Source organism: Campylobacter helveticus (genome assembly GCF_002080395.1).
GTDB classification, from domain to species: Bacteria; Campylobacterota; Campylobacteria; order Campylobacterales; family Campylobacteraceae; genus Campylobacter_D; species Campylobacter_D helveticus.
This window is the reverse complement of the sequence record NZ_CP020478.1, coordinates 1,254,987-1,273,619: the sequence shown is the minus strand read 5'-3', so window position 1 is coordinate 1,273,619 and position 18,633 is coordinate 1,254,987. Positions and strand designations below refer to the sequence as shown.

Sequence of the window (18,633 nt, the reverse complement as noted above, 5' to 3'; positions counted from 1 at the left end):
GAAATTATAACAAGCTTTAGTCAATTTTTGGTTTTACTTTCATCGCATTTAAAAAGACACTAACGATAATGAGGCTAAAAGCGAAAAGCTCTAAAAAGCCATAGTGTGTTTTGAGGAAGAAATAAGACATAAAAGCCGCCGCTACTGGCTCAATACACGCTATCATACTAGCCCTTAATGCACCGATATATTCGACCCCTTTTAAATAAAGACAAAATGCTCCTATCGTGCCTATAAAAATGATCCCAGCCAAGGCTAAATAGCCCTTTAAATCAAAGTCATAAGAAGGAATTTTACCAAGCAGTAAAATGAGTAAAATTCCACTAGCAATTAAACTTGCCCAGCCCATTAGTAAAAAAATGCCATATTTTTCTATAATGCCCCTTGCACAAAGTGAGTAAAACGCCACGCCAAAAGCCCCAGCTAAAGCCCAGAGAATCCCCCAAAAACTCATTTTAAAATCACTTAAATTTCCTCCAGTTGCGATGAGAAAAAGTCCTATTAAAATAAGACTAAGTGCCAAAAATTCGAGTTTTTTAGGCAAAACCTTATCTTTAAAGCAAAGAAAAAGTATAATGATTAAGGGGGCGCTATATTGTATCATCGTAGCCGTTCCAGCGTCCGTGTAAAAAATCGCCTTAAAGTAGCCATATTGCGTTAGCAAAAGTCCAAAAAGGGCGTAAATGAAAAGAGAAAATAAGGTGCTTTTTTGCGTGAGAATTTGCACCTCAAAGCGTTTAAGGCTTAAAATAATAAGAATAAGTCCCGTGCAAAAAAGGCGGTAAAAACTTACCCACTCAACACTATAATGATTTTCAAAAAGATATTCCGCTAACACCCCACTTACAGCCCAAAAAATCCCTCCTAAAATAACAAGAAAAACACCCATTTTTATCCTAGATATTGTTTTTTTTAATTATACAATATCTTGGTTTTGTAATTCCTCGCACATCTTTTCAAATTCTTGGTAGTATTTCCACGAAGCAACGATGTCGGGTCTTTGTTCTTTGATAAAGGGCAAATGCTTTTCATCTAGAACTTTTTTAAATTTCTTAGCGATATTTGGGTGAGCTTTAAGATAGTCTAAAAGCTTATCTTCTTTTATTCTATTGCGTTTGTATTCTTCGTTTTTCTTAAGAATTTCTAACTCAAGAGCAATTTTTTGCAATTTATCCTTACAAAGATGAATTTTTGAAACATTTTGACGGAAAATTTTCAATTCATCTTTGTGCACACAAGCGATAAATTCTTCATCTTTGAAACCAAAATAAGAATTGACATTAATATGTTCCTTATCCATAAGTTGAAATTTGGTAAGACAAACGAAGCATTTTAAATATTTATCGCAATCAACATAAAGAGGGAAAATTGTTGGAAAATACTCGGATATTCTTAAAGAAAATATTTTTCTAATTCTTTCAAAATCTGGTATTTCAAAATTAAATTCTTTGGCTAAACGAAGCATTGTTTTTTCACCTTTTTCTCCTATTATATCAGCACTATCAATGATAATAATATCTTTAATATTTTTTAATCTTTTTTTAAGTAAAAAATCGTGATAAATCTCATATTTGGATTCTATAATTGACAAAGAGCCTATAAAAGAGGGATTGTTAATAATGCCTCTTCCTCCCCAATAGCCCACTCTATTTTTTACAATTTCTTTTACATCATCGTCGACATTTACATTTCTTTTGTAGTTTGCTCCCGGTCTTTTTACTGTTGTATGTGTTTTATGAGATGAAATTGGGTCTCTCGTTTGATGTAAAGTTGGCGTATCGGGATATAAACTACCAAGCTTATCTCCATCCTCATCATAATACGCAGCATTAAAATATTCAATAAGAGACAAATAAATATTTTCTCCTTTTTTATGACTTATTACGCCTTTATATTGATAAAGATAAGTTGCTTTGGAGCCTTCATCAGCGAGGCAACTATAGACTGTAAAACCGCTCTGGTATAAGAAAGTATGAATGCCAGTATTCCCCACTCCATGACTCCCCCAAAACAAAAATTTATAATTTTTCGGCAAAGGCAAATTCATTTCCCAAGCTTTCTCAGCTGGGATTAGTCTATAATCAAGCCCAGCCTTAGCATAGGCTTTTATAGTATCACTTAAAGCATTTGTATGTTGTGTATTGGAAAGTTCTTTAAGCTTGATTCTTAGTGTTTCTTTATTTTGTTCATCTTCTAAATTTAAAAGCTCATTTAAGATATCTGGATTAAGTAATGGAGGATAAGGGTAATTTTCCTTTTCATATTTGTCTTTAAATTCTTTAGAGTTAAGCCATAAATAGATGAGTTCTAAATGCTCTAAGATAAAAGCAAAATTATCTAAGATGAGATTTTGTAAAGGGATATATGATGTTTTTAAAAGACTTTGAAATTCTTTTGATACTAAGGATTTTTTGAGATGATTTGCTTTAACACCTTCTAAATTTGGCACAACACCAAGCTCTTCCTTCATCTCTTTAAAAGCTTTATAAATTTGCTTTGCTTCTTTGATGTCTTTAAAGAGTTTAAAATAGCCTCCCTTATACCAAGTCTTATCTGCTTTGATTAAGGCTTGTCCTAAAAGATAAGAAAGATGAAACTGACATTCTAAGCCTTGTTTATAATCGCTACATTGTTCTAAAGGTATGCGTCTAAGTTCTGGGAAGACTTCTGTGATTTGTTGATAAATTTTAAGATGTTTTTTGTGGGTTTTTTTAATTAAATAGAGTTTAAAAAGAAGAGAGCTTACCCCCCCCCCCCCCCGTGTCAAATGCAATAAGCTCTTGCCCTAATTTATAAGAGAGATGATTTTTCATTCTTTGTATGGCTGAGTTAGGATTGTTTATCATAGCGTTTTCCTTTGTTGGTAGTTTAATGTTTTGGTTTTTGGAATTTTGTTGATTGAGGGGATTATATCAAAAAAAAAAATGGAGTCAATGGGTGGAAGTTGGTAAGAGTGAAGATAAAATTCGATATTTAAGTTTGGGGAAAATTTATTTTTATTCACAGGCTTTTCACGCTGTGAAATTTGTTTTAAAATACCTTAAAATAGAACTTTAAGTTTTAAAAATCATAAAAATTTTTTTATTGTTTTTTAAGTTTTCTTGTGAATTTGTGAAAAATTCACATTTTGGGTAAATTTGATGCAAATTTCTTTTAAAAATATAAAAAATTTTATGCTAGATTTAAATAATCTTAGCGTATTATTCCAAAATTATTTTACAAGGAGAAGTGATGCTGTCAAATGAAGTTGTAAAGCTTTTAAACGAACAGATTAATAAAGAAATGTATGCGGCGAATTTGTATCTTGCTATGAGTTCTTGGTGCTATGAAAATAGTTTTGACGGAGCTGGAGCGTTTTTATTCGCACACGCGAGTGAAGAAAGTGAGCACGCTAGGCGTCTTATTACCTACCTCAATGAAACAGATTCGAAGGTTGAGCTTGAGGCCGTGAAAAAACCTGAGCAGAATTTTAGCTCTTTACTTGATGTTTTTGAAAAGACTTTCGCACACGAGCAAAGCATTACTCAGTCTATTAATAATTTAGTTGAGCATATGTTGGCACATAAGGACTATGCGACTTTTAATTTCTTGCAGTGGTATGTGAGCGAACAGCACGAAGAGGAGGCGCTTTTTCGCGGTATAGTTGATAAAATCAAGCTGATGAGTGATAATGGTAATGGGCTTTATCTAGCCGACCAATATATCAAAACTTTAATTACTAAATAAGTCCTAGTTTTAGGATTTTATGGGTTTTCTATGATTTATTTTTCCTTAGAATTTAGTATTTTGATGATAGTGTTTTTTGTGTGCTATTGGTTCTTTAAAGATAGCTTTAGACTACAAAATGCTTTGATTTTGGGTTTTTCTTACTGCGTTTATAGTTTGATAAATCCGCTTTTTTCTCTAATTTTACTTGTTTATACTTTTTTTATCCATTACTTTGCCCTTTTAATTTTTGTGAGGCGCAAAAGATATATTTTTCTCACTTGCCTTTTTTTTGCGATTTTAAATCTTTGTGTGTTTAAGTATTTTCCAAGCATCAAGGGTGATTTAGATACGATTTTATTTTATCTTGGTTTAGATTTTATTAATTTTGATATTATTTTTCCTATCGGGATTAGCTTTTATGTCTTTAATTCTATAACTTATCTTGTTAGTGTCTATAAAAACCATAAACTTGTGAGCTTTTTTGACCTAGCTTTTTACCTCTCTTTTTTCCCAACCTTGCTGATGGGTCCTATTATGAGAAGTGATTATTTCTTTTCTCAAGCACACAAAACAAGAGAATTTACAAATGCCAATCTCATCATCGTTTTACTACTTTTTGGTATTGTTAAGAAGGTTTTGATAGCTAATTATTTGGGGATTTATGCAAAAAAGATTCTTAATGACCCAGATTCTTATAATTTTGCCGAGCTTTTAAGTGCGATTTATGCTTATGCGGTGCAAATCTATTGTGATTTTAGTGGTTATGTGAATTTGGTTTGTGCGTTTGCTTTAATGCTAGGTTTTGTTTTGCCGATAAACTTTAATATGCCTTATCTTGCGAAAAATCTTAAAGATTTTTGGGCGAGGTGGCACATTAGCCTTTCAACTTTCATAAGAGATTATATTTATATTCCATTAGGGGGTAATAAAAAAGGTCTAGTGCGGACAAATGTTAATATACTCATCGCTTTTGTCCTTTCTGGAATTTGGCACGGAAATACGATTAATTTTCTCATTTGGGGTATTTTGCACGGCTTTGGAGTTGTGTTTTTACATTTGGTAGCTCTCACGCCTTTTAGTCTTAAAAAATTTGCCTTTGTGGGGCGTTTTATAACCTTTCATTTTGTTTGTTTTGCGTGGGTATTTTTTTATTACAAAAGCTTAAACGAAGCACTCGAATACTTTAAAGCTTGTTATGAGAATTTTTTCCTTCCTTTAAAATATGAAGATATGTATATTTTGATTGCCTTTGTGGTGCTTTTTATCACTTATCCTTTGTTTATTAATTTTAAAGAGTATTGTGTGAGAATTTTAAATCTCACACCTTTTTTATTAAAGCCCTTTATCATTACCTTTATCTTGCTTCTTGTTTTTGCTTTTATGCCAAGCGGAATGCCTGAATTTATTTATTCGAGTTTTTAATGCAGATAGTTAAGTTTTTGTTTATTTTGGTTATTGTTTTTGTTTTAGTTGTTTTAGTGATGAATAAAAGTATAAGTTCTTATTTAGAGCAAAAATATCATATCATTTTTTACCCACAAAATGATATTTTAAACGAAGCAAACGCCCTTAAAATCAAGCTTGAGCAAGTGCGTATGATTTTAAGTAATGAAAATCCAAATTTAGCCTCTTTTGAGGTGGAAGAAAAAGAAGAAAATTTAAGCATAAAAGAAGAGCAGAATTTAAGCCTTGCTTTAAGCAAACCAGCGGTTGAAGAGAAAATTGAGCCAGAGGCTAATATAAGCTTTATCGACAACACTAAGCTTGAGGTTGATAGTGGGGAGCAGTTTTTGCTTATAGGCGATTCTTTAATGCAAGGCGTGGCTGTGGCGCTTAATAAGGACTTGAAAAATTTAGGCTTGAAGGTTGTGGATTTGAGCAAACAAAATACAGGACTTTCTTACAAGTCTTATTTTGACTGGGCTAAAGAGACAACTAAAACTTTGCAAAATAATAAAAATATCAAATACCTAGTCGTTTTACTTGGAGCAAATGACCCTTGGGATATTAAAAGGGAGGGAATTTATCATCGTTTTAATTCCAAATCTTGGCTTGAAATTTATACGCAAAGAGTTGATGAAATCTTAAAAATCGCCGAAAAATATAATGCGAAGGTTTTATGGTATGAAATTCCGCCTGTGAAAAAAGAGGATTTAAATAAAAAGGTTAGCGTTTTAAATCAAATTTATAGTCAAGAAATTTTGAAAAATAAGGGTATTTTCATCAATACCAAACTTTTCTTTAGTAAAAATGATGCCTACTCAGCCTACATCAAAGATGAGAACAATAAAAGCATAAAGGTAAGAAGCGATGATGGGGTGCATTTTACCCCAAGTGGAGCAAGGGAGATGTCAAAGCTTTTGCTTGAGTATATTAGACTAAAGGATAATAATGCAAGCTTTTAAAATTCTTATCCTTTGCTTTTGTTTTGCTTTAAGCTTAAAGGCGAGTATGAATGATGAGATTGAGCATATTTTAAAACAAAGTGTCAATTCTAAAGCGTTTAAAAATTATGCCCCAAAAAAGGACTTAAAGAATCTTGGGAAAAAATTTAAGGCGCAAAAAGGTTTTAATATACGAATTTATGGCGACTCCCATATGGCTGCGGATTTTTTCCCGCGTGTGATAAGAGATTATGTTTTACGCTCTAATGCTGTGGGTTTTGCCTATGCTTTGCAGCCTAAATACCAGCAAAATCTTAATTTAAATTATGAATTTAAAGATTTTTCTATTTTAAATTCTAAAATTCCTAGCGAAAAGTATTATAGCTATCCTTTGGGAGGTGTTGTCGCAAAAGCCGATAAAAAAGGTGCTAGTATTAATTTAAATACCAAGCTAGAGACGAAAGAATTTAAGGTGGGAATTCTTTTTAAAGCTCCGCTTTCTCAAAATGCTTTTAGCATAAAAGACGCTAAAGATAGAGATTTTATTTTGCGTTCAAACGCTAAAAACAAATGGTCTTATAAAGAATTTACCCCCACTTTTCCTCTTAAAATTACCGCTTTGCAAAAAGATGCCGAGCTTGGTGGCTATTTTATAATGGATAAAAATGGCAAAAATGAATTTTTAGATACTTTGGCGATTAATGGGGCGAGGAGTGATTTGTGGAAAAGCTGGAATTTGGATGTCGTCAAAAAAGAATTAGCTTTACTAAAAAACAATTTGATAATCCTAGCTTACGGCTCAAATGATGCTTTGCTGAAAGATTTTGATAGGGTAGAATTTAAGAAAAATTATAAAGAATGGTTTAAAATTTTAAGAAAAGAAAATAAAAATGCCGTTTTTATGCTCATTTCTCCCCCAACTGTGACGCAAAAAAAAGGTAAAAATTATATTTTAAGTCCTAATTTTCACGAGGTTAAAAAAGCCATTTATGAGTTGGCAAAAGAGGAAAAAACACTTTTGTTTGATATGCACGAATTTATGCAAGAAAGTGGCGGTAAAGCTTTATGGATAGAAAAAAAGCTTTCTTTAAGAGATGTGCATTTGAGTGTTGCAGGCTATGAACTTATGGCAAAAAAAATATTAGAGGATTTTAGAAAGCTTTTTGACTAGCTTTTATGATGAATTTTGAAGGAAGAAGATGTTGTTAATTGCGATTTTGTGTCTTTATACGGCTATTTTTGCACTTGTTTCTTATGTGCAAATACGCTTTTTAGAGCAAGAAAGAGAAAAAAAGGCAGAAATTCTAAGCGAAGAAGAATATAAAAAGGCGGCTGATATTGCCATTGAAAATGAAAAATTTGAGCTTTTTTCTAATTTTTACACTTTAATGATTAATATTATTTGGCTTGGCTTTGGCTTGGCTTATCTTAAAAATTTGTTAATCAGCGAAAATACAAGACTTGAAAATACTTTATTTTTATTAGCCTTTTTGTTGATAACAACTTTGTTAAATTTGCCTTTGGGCATTTATAAAGATTTTGTTAAGGATAAGGCGCAGGGTTTTTCTAATATGAGTGTTGCTCTTTTTATAAAAGATAGTTTGAAATCTTTAGCATTGTTGCTTATTTTTGGTTTTATGATTATTTATGTGTTGCTTTTGTGTTATGATTTTTTAGGGAATTTGTGGTGGCTTGGGGCTTTTGCCTTTTCTTTTTGTGTGATTTTGGTGATAAATCTTATCTATCCAACCCTCATCGCTCCGCTTTTTAATAAAATGCAAAAACTTGATGATGTGAATTTATTAAGTAAAATTGAAGCTTTAATGAAACAATGCGGTTTTAGTGCAAATGGCGTTTATGTCATCGATGCAAGTAAGAGAGATAAGAGGCTTAATGCCTATTTTGGTGGGCTTTTCAAAAGTAAAAGGGTGGTGCTTTTTGATACGCTTTTAAAGGCTCTAAGCGAAAGGGAGCTTTTAGCTGTTTTGGGACACGAGTTGGGGCATTTTGTGCATAAGGACATTTTAAAAGCTTTGATTAGCGGGGCTTTGATGCTTTTTGTGCTTTTTTTTCTTTTTGCAAATTTGCCTAATTTTGTTTATGTGCAAAGTGGTTTAGAGGGTGTTAATGCGGGTGTTTTTGCCCTTTTGCTTATTTTTGGAAATATTTTTACCTCTCTTGTTTCTCCACTTCTTAATTTTTTGAGTCGTAAAAATGAATTTGCTGCCGATAAACACGGAGCGAAATTAAGCTCAAAAGAGGATATGAAAGACGCTCTTATCGCCCTTGCAAAAGAAAATAAAGCTTTTGTTAAAACAAGCCCACTTTATACTTTCTTTCATCTTTCTCACCCTAGCATTAGCGAGAGGATTAAGGCACTTTCTTGAAGATAAAAGAAGCTTTACGCCTTGCTAGGTTGGAGCTTGATAGGCACTCAAATGAGGCTGTATTTATCTTGTGTGAATTGTTGCAAAAAGATAAGGTTTGGCTTTTTTTAAATGAGAATTTTGATTTTGATGAGAGGGAGTATTTTGAGCTTATAAGGCGTTTTAAAGAGGGAGAGCCTTATGAATATCTTTTTAAAAAAGTTGATTTTTATGGCTTGGAATTTCACATTGAAAAGGGCGTTTTAATCCCTCGTTATGATAGTGAAATTTTACTTGAAAAACTTTTGCAGTTATGTCAAAAAGAAAAGCCAAAAAGTGCTTTGGAAATAGGCTTTGGAAGTGGGATATTAAGCATTATTTTAGCTAAAAAGTGTCAATTTAAAATCAAGGCTTGTGATATTAACCCACTTGCTTTAAATTTAGCGCTTAAAAACGCACAAAAGCACGAAGTGAGGCATTTGATTGACTTTGTGTTGGAGGATTTTGAAAATCTTAGTTTGAAAGAGGGTGAATTTGATTTGATTTTTTCTAATCCCCCTTATATCAAAAATTCTTATCCTCTTGATAAATGGGTGCAAAATGAGCCTAAAAATGCTCTTTTTGGGGGAGAAAAAGGTTATGAAATTTTAGAAAAAATCATCATTCTAGCTCACAAAAAAAGAGTGAAATTTCTAGCCTGTGAGTTTGGCTATGACCAAAAGGAAATTTTAGAAGAAATTTTAAGCAAATATCATTTTGAAGTCGAATTTTTTAAGGATGAAAATGGTTTTGATAGGGCTTTTGTGGCAAAAAGGATTGAAATTAGCTAAAATGCCAACTAAAAATAAAGGATAAAAATGCAAATCACAATGTTAAAATCCAAAATTCACCGCGCAAGTGTGAGTGAGGCAAGGCTTGATTATGTGGGAAGTATCAGCATAGATGAAGAGCTTCTTAAAGCGAGTGGAATGCTTGAGTATGAAAAGGTGCAGGTGGTTAATGTGAATAATGGCGCAAGATTTGAAACTTATACCATAGCGACTAAAGAAAAGGGTGCGATTTGTCTTAATGGAGCGGCTGCTAGGCAAGTGCAAGTGGGTGATAAGGTGATTATTATGGCTTATGCAAATTTAGACGAAAAAGAGTTGGAGGGGTTTAAGCCTAAGGTCATTTTTGTCGATGAAAAAAATGCTATTACTAAGATAAGTCATTATGAAAAGCACGGAGAATTATTTTAAAATTCACAAAAAATTCACTTTGCCCGAATACAATATGGCATTTAAGGTTGGATAATGAAAAAGAAGATAATAACTAGCTTAACTGCTTGTATTTTAGTGGTATTTGGAATTTTTGCTTATAGTTATTTTTCCAAAGAAGAAGTTGAGTATCTCACTCAAAAAATCACACGCAAAAATATTTCTCAAACCATAGAAGCTGTGGGAAAAGTGTATGCTAAAGAGCAAGTTGATGTGGGTGCGCAAGTGAGCGGACAAATTATCAAACTTTATGTCGATGTGGGCGATAAGGTTAAGCAAGGCGATTTAATCGCACAAATTGATAAAGATAAGCAGCAAAATGATTTGGATATTACTAGGGCTAGACTTGAGAGCGCAAAGGCAAATTTAGAAAGCAAAAAAGTCGCCTTAAGCATTGCTTCAAAGCAGTATATTAGGGAGCAAAAGCTTTATGCTAAAAAGGCGACTTCTCTTGAAAGCCTCGAAACTCTTAAGGATAATTATTTTACCCTAAAAGCAGATGTGGCGGCTTTAAATGCTGAAGTGATTGAGCTTGAAATCACCCTTAAGAACGCACAAAAGGACTTAGACTATACCATCATCACGGCTCCAATGGACGGCGTGATTATTAATGTGGCTGTTGATGAGGGGCAAACGGTTAATGCGAATCAAAACACCCCAACCCTTGTTCGCATTGCAAATTTAGAGCAAATGGAAGTAAGAATGGAAATTGCAGAAGCCGATGTAAGTAAGATAAAAATAGGCACAAAATTGCAATTTTCCTTACTTAGCGACCCTGATACAACCTACGAGGCACAAATTGCAAGCATTGACCCTGCGGATACGCAAATTAGCGATTCTAGCTCACAGCAAAATTCTTCAAATAATTCAAATTCAACAAGCAATGCGATTTATTATTATGCAAAATTTTTTGTCGATAATGAAAAAAACTTGCTTCGTATAGGTATGAGTATCCAAAATGAAATTGTTGTTGCGAGTGCAAATGATGTTATCGCTGTGCCAACTTATGTGATTAAAAATGATGATAAGGGCTATTTTGTCGAAATTTTGGAAGAGGATAGTGTGCGTAAAAAATATGTCAAGCTTGGCATAAAAGACGCATTAAATACTGAAATTTTGGAGGGTGTAAGCGAGGGGGAAAACTTAATCATTTCCTCAAGTCTTGAAGCACTAGCTCCTGCTATGAAATTTAGATTTTAATGATAAAGCTTGAAAATATCACTAAGAAAATCGGGCAAAACACCATTTTAAATAAGGTAAATTTGCATATAGAAAAAGGGGAATTTGTCGCGATTATAGGGCAAAGTGGGAGTGGGAAAACTTCTCTTTTAAATATCATAGGAACGCTAGATGAGCCAAGTGCTGGGCGTTTTATCTTTGAAGATTATGAGGTTACAAATTTAAGCAAAGATGAAAAAGCAAGGCTTAGGCGTGAGAAAATAGGCTTTATCTTCCAGCGTTATAATCTTTTGCCTCTTTTAAGCGCTAAGGAAAATGTCGCTTTACCTAGCGTTTATGCGGGTAAAAAAAGCGAGGAAAGAAATCAAAGAGCCATAAGCTTACTTGAAAATTTGGAGCTTTCCCATAGGATTAACTCAAAGCCAAATGAGTTAAGTGGCGGACAGCAGCAAAGAGTGAGCATTGCTAGGGCTTTGATGAATGGAGGGGATTTAATCTTAGCCGATGAGCCAACGGGTGCGCTTGATAGTAAAAGTGGTGTTATGGTGCTTGAAATTTTACAAAAGCTTCATCAAGAAGGACATACCATTATCCTCGTAACCCACGATGCAAAAATTGCCGCAAAAGCCACGCGCATTATAGAGATAAAGGACGGCGAAATTTTAAGCGATACTAAGCAGGATTTAAAAATAAAAGAATTTCATATTAAGGCGATGCCAAAGGAAAAGAAAAATTTAAATTTGCTTAAAAATCAAGCTTTTGAATGTTTTAAGATAGCTTATTCTTCCATTATCGCACACAAATTAAGGTCTCTTTTAACAATGCTTGGCATTATCATAGGCATTGCTTCGGTTGTTTGTGTGGTGGCACTTGGGCTTGGCTCACAAGCTAAAGTTTTAGAAACAACATCAAGTCTTGGCACAAATACCATAGAAATAAGACCTGGGCGAGGTTTTGGGGATTTACGCTCGGGTAGGACAAGGCTGAATTTTAGCGATTTAGAAACCTTAAGAAGCTTAGAATACTTAGAAGCTGTTGAAGCTAAAGGGGGAACTTCTGGCGTTATCACTTATACAAATGTTTCTTTAAATGCAAGAGCTGAGGGCAGGGGGATAAATGGCTTTAGTATGGACGGCTTAAAGGTTGAAGCGGGGCGTATTTTAGATGCAAAAGATATTAGTGAGAGTGCAAATGTCGCGGTGTTAGATTTTAATGCGAAGAAAAATATTTTTCCTAAAATGAGTAGTGAGGAAATTTTAGGAAAGGTTGTGATATTTAACTCCACGCCTTTTAAAATTATCGGCGTTTTGCAAAAGGATAATAAGCGTCCCATAGAGGATAATATCGTCCGTCTTTATGTGCCTTATACGACTTTGATGAATAAATTAACAGGAGATAGAAATTTAAGAGAGATAGTTGTAAAAGTCAAAGATGAGGTCAGCTCAAGCTTGGCGGAAAATGCCATTATAAGAATTTTGGAGCTTAAAAGAGGGCAAAGAGACTTTTTCACTTTTAATTTAGACAGCTTCAAAGAAGCCATCACGGCAAATAAACGCACAACGACTATTTTAACTATTTGCGTGGCTTTAATCGCTTTAGTGGTGGGTGGCATAGGTGTGATGAATATTATGCTAGTTTCCGTGAGTGAAAGAACAAGAGAAATCGGCATAAGAATGGCAATAGGCGCTAGAAAAGAGGACATTTTAATGCAGTTTTTAATTGAGGCTGTGATGATATGTGTCATAGGCGCTTTTATGGGCGTGGCGCTTTCTTTTGGTGTGATATTTGTTTTTAATCTTTTTGCGAGTGATTTTTCAATGATACTTTCCAGCAGTGCTGTTTTTATAGGGCTTTTAAGTTCTATTTTAATCGGGCTTATTTTTGGTTTTTTCCCTGCAAAAAATGCAGCAAATTTAAATCCAATTAGCGCCTTATCAAAGGAATAAAATGAGAAAATTGAGTTTTTTATTGCTTGTTTTGCTGGTATTTAGCGGATGTGGAGTTAAGATAGAGCCTGTAAAAGAGGTGGTTTTGGAAGAAGAGGAGTTGAAAAAGATTGAGGCGAGGTTTGAATGGTGGCGAGCTTACGAAGATGCGAATTTGCAAGGTTTTCTCAATTTCGTGCTAGAAAATAATAAAGACATTAATGTCGCTAGAACTTCTCTTTTAAGTGCTTTAGCGAGAGCTGATTTGATAAATTATGATTTGTATCCAAGCTTAGATGGAACTTTGGGTTTTAATAGAATGAAAAATTTGCATTCTGGCACAAATCAACAAAGTTATTCTAATGGCTTAAATTTAAGCTATGAGCTTGATATTTATGGCAAGATTTTAGATAGCGTTAAAGCGGAGGAATTAAGAGCGAGTGCGAGTGCTTATGATTTGGCGAGTTTAAAACTTAGCATTATTAATACAAGTTTAAATAGCGTTTTTGAATTGGCTTATTTTAATGATGTGAAAATTCTACTTGAGGATTATGTGGCTAATTTGGAAAAGATGAGTGAGCTTTATGCCTTAAAATTTGAGCTTGGAAAGATAGAGGAGCTTGATAAATTAAATGTGGAGCAAAGCTTACTAAGAGCGAGGCAAAATTTACTTACAAACGAGCAGAATCGCGATTTAATTATAAAGAATTTACAGGATTTGCTTGGTAAAAAAGAAGGATTTTTTTATTTGGAGCATTTCCAAAAGGCGAGTTTAGACGATTTTAAATTATTAAAGCCTGATTTTAATATCCCTTTGCAAAATTTAGCTTATCGCCCTGATGTAAGAGCAAAATTAAGTGCGTTAAAGGCGGCTTTTAAAGATTATCGTAGTATGCAAAAGTCTATTTTGCCGAGCATTTCTTTGGGTGGAGCTTTAAGAGGGGAAAGTGAGGAATTTAAAGAGAATTTTAAGCTAGAAATTCTAAGTGGAAATGTCCAAATTTCTTTGCCGTTTTTAGATTATGGAAGGGTGCGGCAAAATATTAAAATTTCGCAGTTTGCTTATGAAGCTTTGCGGTTTGAATACGAGCAAATTTTACAAAGTGCCTTAAATGAATTTTATTTGGTTTTTAAAGATTATGAGAGCGATTTAAAACTTTTATCAAATTTGGGCTTGATACGAGATAAACAAGAGCTTATTACGAAAGCTTACTTTCAAAAATACGAGCTTGGAAAGAGTGAGCTAAAGGATTATTTAGACGCTTCAAATGCTTTAATTTCTTCAAAACAAGAGCTTTTAAGAGCGAAGTATAATTTGTTTGAGACGATTAATTTTTATTATCAAATTACAACTTTAAAAGGAGAGGAAGATGAATTTTAAGGACCTGCTAGAAAAACGCCACGCGTGTAAGCTTTTTAACGATACAAAAATCCCAGAAAAAGATTTGAAATTTATACTAGAATGTGGGGTTTTAGCTCCAAGTTCTCACGGCTTTGAGCCTTGGAAATTTTTTGTTTTAAAAGATAGGCAGGAAGAGCTTTCTAAGCTTTGTTTAAATCAGCAAAATGTCGCCACTGCAAGCCATAATGTCATTTTAGTCGCTAGAAAAGACTTGAGGGAAAAAGATGCTTTTGCAAGAACACAAATCCGCCGTTTTGCTGGAAGTAGCGAAGAAAATTTTCAAAAAATTTTACAAATTTACACACATAAAACAAACAAAATGAGCGAAAAAGAGCTTTATGAATACTCTAAACTTCAGTGCTATCTAGCTCTAATGCAAATGAGCTTGGCTGCGATGAGTATAGGCGTGGATAGCTGTATGATAGGGGGTTTTGAAAAAGAAAAAATTGACGCGTTTTTGGGGCTTGAAGAGCCTTTTGAAACGGCTGTTATTTTATCTTTGGGCTATAAGAAAAATGAACCCAAATATGCTAAAATCCGCCTGAAATTTGATGAGGTTGTGGAGTATTTATGAGTTTAGAAATTTTTAAAACAAGATATTCTTGTAGGAATTTTAAAAAAGAGGCACTTAAGGAAGAGCATTTAAAAGAAATTTTAGAAGTGGCTAGGCTAAGTCCTAGTTCTTTAGGGCTTGAGCCTTGGAAATTTCTTGTCGTAAGAGACGCTAAGAAAAAGGAAGAATTAAGCTTCATTGCAAATCATCAAAGCCATATAAAAGATGCTGCGGCTGTTATCATCATACTTTCAAGGCTTGATTTTGCGGAGTATTTTGAAGAAAAGTTAAGACAAAGAAAAATGCGTGAAGAAGAACTTCAAAAACGCCTTAGCCTTTATAAACCCTTTTTGCAAAATATGGACAAAAAAGCAAAAATTGCTTATGCAAGAGAGCAAGCGTATATCGCATTAGCTGGAATTTTATATGCTGCAAATGCTTTAAATATCGCGACTTGCACCATAGGGGGTTTTGATGCGGAAAAGCTTAATGCCTACTTAAAACTTGACACAAATAAAGAGCTTTCAACGCTAATGATAGCCCTTGGATATAGTGATGATAAAGATTTGCCAAGTAAGAGTCGTTTTAAATTTGATGAGGTAGTGCAGTTTTTAGATTGAGCTAATTATGCGTTTTAGTTTTCATTTGTAAAATTTTGTTAAATTTCAACTAAAAATTAAGGAAAAAATATGAAAAAACTCGATTTGATTATTATCGGTGCTGGTCCTACTGGAATTGCTTGTGCTGTGGAGGCAAAGCTTAAAAATAAAAAGCTTTTGCTTTTAGAAAAGACGAGTTTGATTTGTCAAACTTTAGTGCAGTATTATAAAGATGGCAAACGCGTGGATAAGGCTTATAAGGGTTGTGAGGGGACAAATTACGGGCATATTCCTTTTGAAGACGGCACGAAAGAAAGCACGATAGCGTGTTTTGAAGAAGCTTTAAAAACGCATAATATCGAGGTGGAATTTAATAGCGAAGTCGAAAGCGTGAAAAAGCAAGATGAGGGTTTTATCGTCCAAACGGCAAAAGAATCCTATTTGTGTAACAATATCATCATTGCCATCGGGCGTATGGGTAAGCCAAATAAGCCTGATTATAAACTACCTATGACTTTGACTAAAATGATTAATTTTAACGCAAATTCCGTGCTAGGAAATGAAAAAATCCTTGTTGTTGGTGGGGGAAATTCTGCGGCTGAGTATGCTGTGGATTTGGCAAATAATAATAAAATTACACTTTGTTACCGCAAAAAGGAATTCACAAGGTTAAATGATATTAATTTAAGTGATATTATGGAGGCTGGAAATTTGGGCAAGGTCGAGTTAAAACTTGGCGTGGATATTAGCGAGGTGCTAGATGAAAATGGCAAGGCTAAAGTGTGCTTTAATGACGGCTCTATTGAGCTTTATGATAGAATTATTTACGCTATCGGCGGTTCAACTCCGCTTGATTTTTTGCAAAAATGCGGTGTTAATGTCGATGATAAAGGTGTGCCTTTAATGGATGCAAATAAGCAAACTAATGTGAGTGGGATTTTTGTCGCTGGTGATATCGCGACTAAAAATGGTGCAAGTATCGTTACGGGCTTAAATGATGCGTTTAGGATTGTCGAGCATTTAAGATAGGATTTAGCCTTGTGAAGCGAGGCTAAATCCTCATAATTTTTTTTCTTCGAATCTTTATTTGGAATAGTTTTTGCTTACAATAAAGTGTAAAAGGGGTAAGTATGGTTAAATGTTTAATCCGTGTTGCGGTTGCTAGTGTTTTAAGTTGTGGCATTGCTTTTGCTGCTGATAAGGTGTCAATAGATGGGAAAGAAAAAATTACTCGCAATAGTGTTAATATTTTCTTAGAGCCAAATTCTGCTAATAAACAAAAATATCTTAATGGCGAATTTTGATAAAGCTTTAGAGGCGATGAAAAAAGCTTATGAGGCTAATAAAAATAATAATAAAGCAATGAAAGCTCCTGCCCCTGCTGTTTATTATGTTGCGGTGTTGGGAGTGGTATCTGAGCAAGGTGGAAGAGAAGAATTGGCAGAAAACCAAACGGCTACCAACAATGACCACGGTGGTAATCCATTTGTGGTGCATACTCTTGTGTTGGGCTATGGGGGTGGTAGCAATGATAGAGCCAAATTTGCAGGTAATGAAGCGGTGCAGTTAAGCTCAGAGGGAATGGATTACACGGGTGATAATATTATTGATGGTTGGTATGACATTTGGGATATTTCTAAACCTGCTAATTCTAGTGGAACTTTTGAATTCGCTTCTCGTTCTATTAATGCACCGGGAAATTCAATGAGCACAAGTATTCAAATTAGGTAAAATACTATGAAGCTCACAAATAACGCCCACTACCTGCAAAATGATTTTGCAGGCAAAAATGTAAGGGCGAAAAGTTATCTTGATACTGCTTTAGATAAAGCAGAAAAAGAGCTGTCTAAAGAGGATTACATTGATTTGGTTGGATTTACTTGGGCAAGTCAGTCCATTCTAAATTTTAGAAAAAATAAAAGTGTATTTATCAAAGAATATAATGATAAGTTGGATAATTCTAGCACTTTTAGACAACACGAAGCTCTTGGTGAGATGATTGAGGTTTTAAAATCTAATGCTATCCAAAAAGGATACTTTATGGGACAAGCTGAGAGTGAGGCACATTTTCAGGCAAGGAAAAATCAAGCGATTGATTATTTAAGTAAATTATTGCAAGATATAAAAGTTTAATTAGCTTGCTTGAAAATTTTAAGAGCTGATAAAAAGAGCTAATTCATCGCTTAAAAGGAAGTTTTTATTAAAATATCTTCCTTTTTCAAATTCGAGTTTTTTTGCTTTTAGAAGTAGCTTTGCTTTTGTTTTTTGTGCGTTATTTAAGCTATTCTCTTTGACTCCAACAACGCTTCTAAGCCCCAAAAATAAGCGTTCTAAATTTAAATCCTCTAAGCTTAAATGCTCTATTTTTCTAAAACAAGGCTCTTTAATGTATTCTTTTAGATTTTTGTGCGTGTAAAATCTTTGATTTTCATAAAATCCTACCCCGCTAAGTCCAGCACTTAGGTAGTTTTTGCCTTGCCAGTAGGAAAGATTATGAAGGCAGGGTTTATTTTTGGAGAAATTGCTAATTTCGTATTGTTTAAAGCCTAAATTTTCAATGCCTTTTATAAAATAACGCATTAAATTTGGTGCATTTTTTTTATAATGAAAAAGTTTAGAAAAAGCCGTATTTTCCTCTATGCTAAGATGATATGCGCTAAGATGTTTGATGAGTTGTTTTGTTTTTTCTAAATGAAAAAGTTCAAATTTAAGCATTTTTTTATCATCTAGCTTAGTATCATAAATCATATCCAAATTAACATTTTTAAATCCTGCTTTTTTAGCATTTTCAAGGCTTTCAAAAATCGCTTTTGATGAGTGGGTGCGTCCCAAGAATTGAAGTTTTTTTTCGTTAAAACTTTGCGCTCCAAAAGAAATGCGGTTAATGCCTAGTTCTTTCATATTTTTAAGCCAGTTGAAATTGCCTGAATTTGGGTTTGCCTCACAGCTTATTTCAGCTTTTTCCTCTAAGAAAGGTGTGAGGGTTTTAAAGATTTTTTCATAAAATTTCACATCTACTACGCTTGGAGTGCCACCGCCTATAAAAAGCGTTTTGATAGAATTTTTAGCTAATTTAAAATAAGAAATTTGATAGTTCAAATCCTTTAGCAAAGCGTTAAAATACGCTTCTTCATAATCTTTTTTCTTTAAAGAGGTAAAAGAACAATAATGACATTTACTTTCGCAAAAAGGAATATGAATATAAAAATGCATTAAAACCTTTAAATTTAATTTTCATTTTCTAATTGTAATTTATTTTTT

The 18,633-nt window shown here is 33.6% G+C and carries 20 protein-coding genes; 16 read left to right on the top strand and 4 right to left on the bottom strand.

Going from position 1 to position 18,633, the window contains the following annotated elements:
• Window positions 1-16: 16 nt before the first annotated feature.
• From CHELV3228_RS06765 to CHELV3228_RS10095, 3 genes are read right to left on the bottom strand one after another with little or no spacing between them, the layout of a single operon-like run.
• A complete protein-coding gene (locus CHELV3228_RS06765) occupies window positions 17-889 on the bottom strand; it encodes a DMT family transporter (protein WP_082200261.1) in 873 nt (290 codons plus the stop codon).
• A gap of 27 nt (window positions 890-916) precedes the next feature.
• Complete coding sequence (locus CHELV3228_RS06760) at window positions 917-2,773, bottom strand: DUF2972 domain-containing protein (protein ID WP_167562805.1); 1,857 nt, start codon at window positions 2,771-2,773, stop codon at window positions 917-919.
• Window positions 2,727-2,846 (bottom strand): sugar transferase, encoded by a 120-nt coding sequence (locus tag CHELV3228_RS10095; RefSeq protein ID WP_244289594.1) that lies wholly within the window; start codon window positions 2,844-2,846, stop codon window positions 2,727-2,729. Before CHELV3228_RS10095 ends, CHELV3228_RS06760 begins: the two co-directional genes overlap by 47 nt.
• Window positions 2,847-3,231: 385 nt before the next feature.
• Here CHELV3228_RS10095 and CHELV3228_RS06755 point away from each other — a divergent pair, with 385 nt between their 5' ends.
• The 16 genes from CHELV3228_RS06755 (at window position 3,232) to CHELV3228_RS06685 (ending at window position 17,505) form a co-directional block, all read left to right on the top strand.
• Window positions 3,232-3,726, top strand: a complete 495-nt coding sequence (locus CHELV3228_RS06755; protein WP_082200260.1) for a ferritin — start codon at window positions 3,232-3,234, stop codon at window positions 3,724-3,726.
• A 30-nt stretch (window positions 3,727-3,756) separates the two neighbouring features.
• A complete protein-coding gene (locus CHELV3228_RS06750; protein ID WP_082200259.1) occupies window positions 3,757-5,130 on the top strand; it encodes an MBOAT family O-acyltransferase in 1,374 nt (457 codons plus the stop codon).
• Complete coding sequence (locus CHELV3228_RS06745; protein WP_082200258.1) at window positions 5,130-6,113, top strand: SGNH/GDSL hydrolase family protein; 984 nt, start codon at window positions 5,130-5,132, stop codon at window positions 6,111-6,113. The genes CHELV3228_RS06750 and CHELV3228_RS06745 overlap by 1 nt, the downstream gene beginning before the upstream one ends.
• Window positions 6,094-7,263 (top strand): GDSL-type esterase/lipase family protein, encoded by a 1,170-nt coding sequence (locus CHELV3228_RS06740; protein ID WP_370445654.1) that lies wholly within the window; start codon window positions 6,094-6,096, stop codon window positions 7,261-7,263. The genes CHELV3228_RS06745 and CHELV3228_RS06740 overlap by 20 nt, the downstream gene beginning before the upstream one ends.
• 28 nt (window positions 7,264-7,291) lie before the next feature.
• The gene (locus tag CHELV3228_RS06735; protein ID WP_082200256.1) at window positions 7,292-8,479 is read left to right on the top strand and encodes a M48 family metallopeptidase; all 1,188 of its coding nucleotides are present in this window, start codon (window positions 7,292-7,294) and stop codon (window positions 8,477-8,479) included.
• Window positions 8,476-9,288: a HemK/PrmC family methyltransferase gene (locus tag CHELV3228_RS06730; protein WP_082200255.1), complete on the top strand. Its 813-nt coding sequence runs from the start codon at window positions 8,476-8,478 to the stop codon at window positions 9,286-9,288. Before CHELV3228_RS06735 ends, CHELV3228_RS06730 begins: the two co-directional genes overlap by 4 nt.
• A gap of 27 nt (window positions 9,289-9,315) precedes the next feature.
• A complete protein-coding gene (gene panD / locus CHELV3228_RS06725; protein ID WP_082200254.1) occupies window positions 9,316-9,696 on the top strand; it encodes an aspartate 1-decarboxylase in 381 nt (126 codons plus the stop codon).
• A 54-nt stretch (window positions 9,697-9,750) separates the two neighbouring features.
• The gene (locus tag CHELV3228_RS06720; RefSeq protein WP_082200253.1) at window positions 9,751-10,914 is read left to right on the top strand and encodes an efflux RND transporter periplasmic adaptor subunit; all 1,164 of its coding nucleotides are present in this window, start codon (window positions 9,751-9,753) and stop codon (window positions 10,912-10,914) included.
• Window positions 10,914-12,839, top strand: coding sequence for an ABC transporter permease (locus tag CHELV3228_RS06715; protein WP_082200252.1), 1,926 nt, complete (start codon window positions 10,914-10,916; stop codon window positions 12,837-12,839). Before CHELV3228_RS06720 ends, CHELV3228_RS06715 begins: the two co-directional genes overlap by 1 nt.
• Window positions 12,840-12,849: 10 nt before the next feature.
• Entirely contained in the window at window positions 12,850-14,199 is a 1,350-nt protein-coding gene (locus tag CHELV3228_RS06710; protein WP_234980989.1) for a TolC family protein, read from the top strand.
• Entirely contained in the window at window positions 14,189-14,794 is a 606-nt protein-coding gene (locus CHELV3228_RS06705) for an NAD(P)H-dependent oxidoreductase (protein ID WP_082200250.1), read from the top strand. Before CHELV3228_RS06710 ends, CHELV3228_RS06705 begins: the two co-directional genes overlap by 11 nt.
• Entirely contained in the window at window positions 14,791-15,393 is a 603-nt protein-coding gene (locus tag CHELV3228_RS06700) for a nitroreductase family protein (protein ID WP_082200249.1), read from the top strand. The genes CHELV3228_RS06705 and CHELV3228_RS06700 overlap by 4 nt, the downstream gene beginning before the upstream one ends.
• A 69-nt stretch (window positions 15,394-15,462) precedes the next feature.
• Window positions 15,463-16,401, top strand: a complete 939-nt coding sequence (locus CHELV3228_RS06695) for an NAD(P)-binding domain-containing protein (protein ID WP_082200248.1) — start codon at window positions 15,463-15,465, stop codon at window positions 16,399-16,401.
• 101 nt (window positions 16,402-16,502) lie between these two features.
• Entirely contained in the window at window positions 16,503-16,676 is a 174-nt protein-coding gene (locus CHELV3228_RS10305; protein ID WP_167562804.1) for a hypothetical protein, read from the top strand.
• The gene (locus tag CHELV3228_RS06690; RefSeq protein ID WP_167562803.1) at window positions 16,663-17,103 is read left to right on the top strand and encodes a DUF4879 domain-containing protein; all 441 of its coding nucleotides are present in this window, start codon (window positions 16,663-16,665) and stop codon (window positions 17,101-17,103) included. The genes CHELV3228_RS10305 and CHELV3228_RS06690 overlap by 14 nt, the downstream gene beginning before the upstream one ends.
• A 6-nt stretch (window positions 17,104-17,109) precedes the next feature.
• Window positions 17,110-17,505: a hypothetical protein gene (locus tag CHELV3228_RS06685; RefSeq protein WP_004274800.1), complete on the top strand. Its 396-nt coding sequence runs from the start codon at window positions 17,110-17,112 to the stop codon at window positions 17,503-17,505.
• 18 nt (window positions 17,506-17,523) lie between these two features.
• Here CHELV3228_RS06685 and hemW read toward each other — a convergent pair whose 3' ends face one another.
• Window positions 17,524-18,585: a radical SAM family heme chaperone HemW gene (gene hemW, locus CHELV3228_RS06680; RefSeq protein ID WP_082200247.1), complete on the bottom strand. Its 1,062-nt coding sequence runs from the start codon at window positions 18,583-18,585 to the stop codon at window positions 17,524-17,526.
• Between the last annotated feature and the right edge of the window lie 48 nt (window positions 18,586-18,633).

Coding starts and splice junctions, on each gene's coding strand:
- CHELV3228_RS06765 (WP_082200261.1), bottom strand. CDS start 889: ATGGGTGTTTTTCTTGTTATTTTAGGAGGGATTTTTTGGGCTGTAAGT.
- CHELV3228_RS06695 (WP_082200248.1), top strand. CDS start 15,463: ATGAAAAAACTCGATTTGATTATTATCGGTGCTGGTCCTACTGGAATT.
- CHELV3228_RS06690 (WP_167562803.1), top strand. CDS start 16,663: ATGGCGAATTTTGATAAAGCTTTAGAGGCGATGAAAAAAGCTTATGAG.
- CHELV3228_RS06720 (WP_082200253.1), top strand. CDS start 9,751: ATGAAAAAGAAGATAATAACTAGCTTAACTGCTTGTATTTTAGTGGTA.
- CHELV3228_RS06755 (WP_082200260.1), top strand. CDS start 3,232: ATGCTGTCAAATGAAGTTGTAAAGCTTTTAAACGAACAGATTAATAAA.
- CHELV3228_RS06700 (WP_082200249.1), top strand. CDS start 14,791: ATGAGTTTAGAAATTTTTAAAACAAGATATTCTTGTAGGAATTTTAAA.
- CHELV3228_RS10305 (WP_167562804.1), top strand. CDS start 16,503: ATGGTTAAATGTTTAATCCGTGTTGCGGTTGCTAGTGTTTTAAGTTGT.
- CHELV3228_RS06705 (WP_082200250.1), top strand. CDS start 14,189: ATGAATTTTAAGGACCTGCTAGAAAAACGCCACGCGTGTAAGCTTTTT.
- CHELV3228_RS10095 (WP_244289594.1), bottom strand. CDS start 2,846: ATGATAAACAATCCTAACTCAGCCATACAAAGAATGAAAAATCATCTC.
- CHELV3228_RS06735 (WP_082200256.1), top strand. CDS start 7,292: ATGTTGTTAATTGCGATTTTGTGTCTTTATACGGCTATTTTTGCACTT.
- CHELV3228_RS06685 (WP_004274800.1), top strand. CDS start 17,110: ATGAAGCTCACAAATAACGCCCACTACCTGCAAAATGATTTTGCAGGC.
- CHELV3228_RS06745 (WP_082200258.1), top strand. CDS start 5,130: ATGCAGATAGTTAAGTTTTTGTTTATTTTGGTTATTGTTTTTGTTTTA.
- hemW (WP_082200247.1), bottom strand. CDS start 18,585: ATGCATTTTTATATTCATATTCCTTTTTGCGAAAGTAAATGTCATTAT.
- panD (WP_082200254.1), top strand. CDS start 9,316: ATGCAAATCACAATGTTAAAATCCAAAATTCACCGCGCAAGTGTGAGT.
- CHELV3228_RS06715 (WP_082200252.1), top strand. CDS start 10,914: ATGATAAAGCTTGAAAATATCACTAAGAAAATCGGGCAAAACACCATT.
- CHELV3228_RS06750 (WP_082200259.1), top strand. CDS start 3,757: ATGATTTATTTTTCCTTAGAATTTAGTATTTTGATGATAGTGTTTTTT.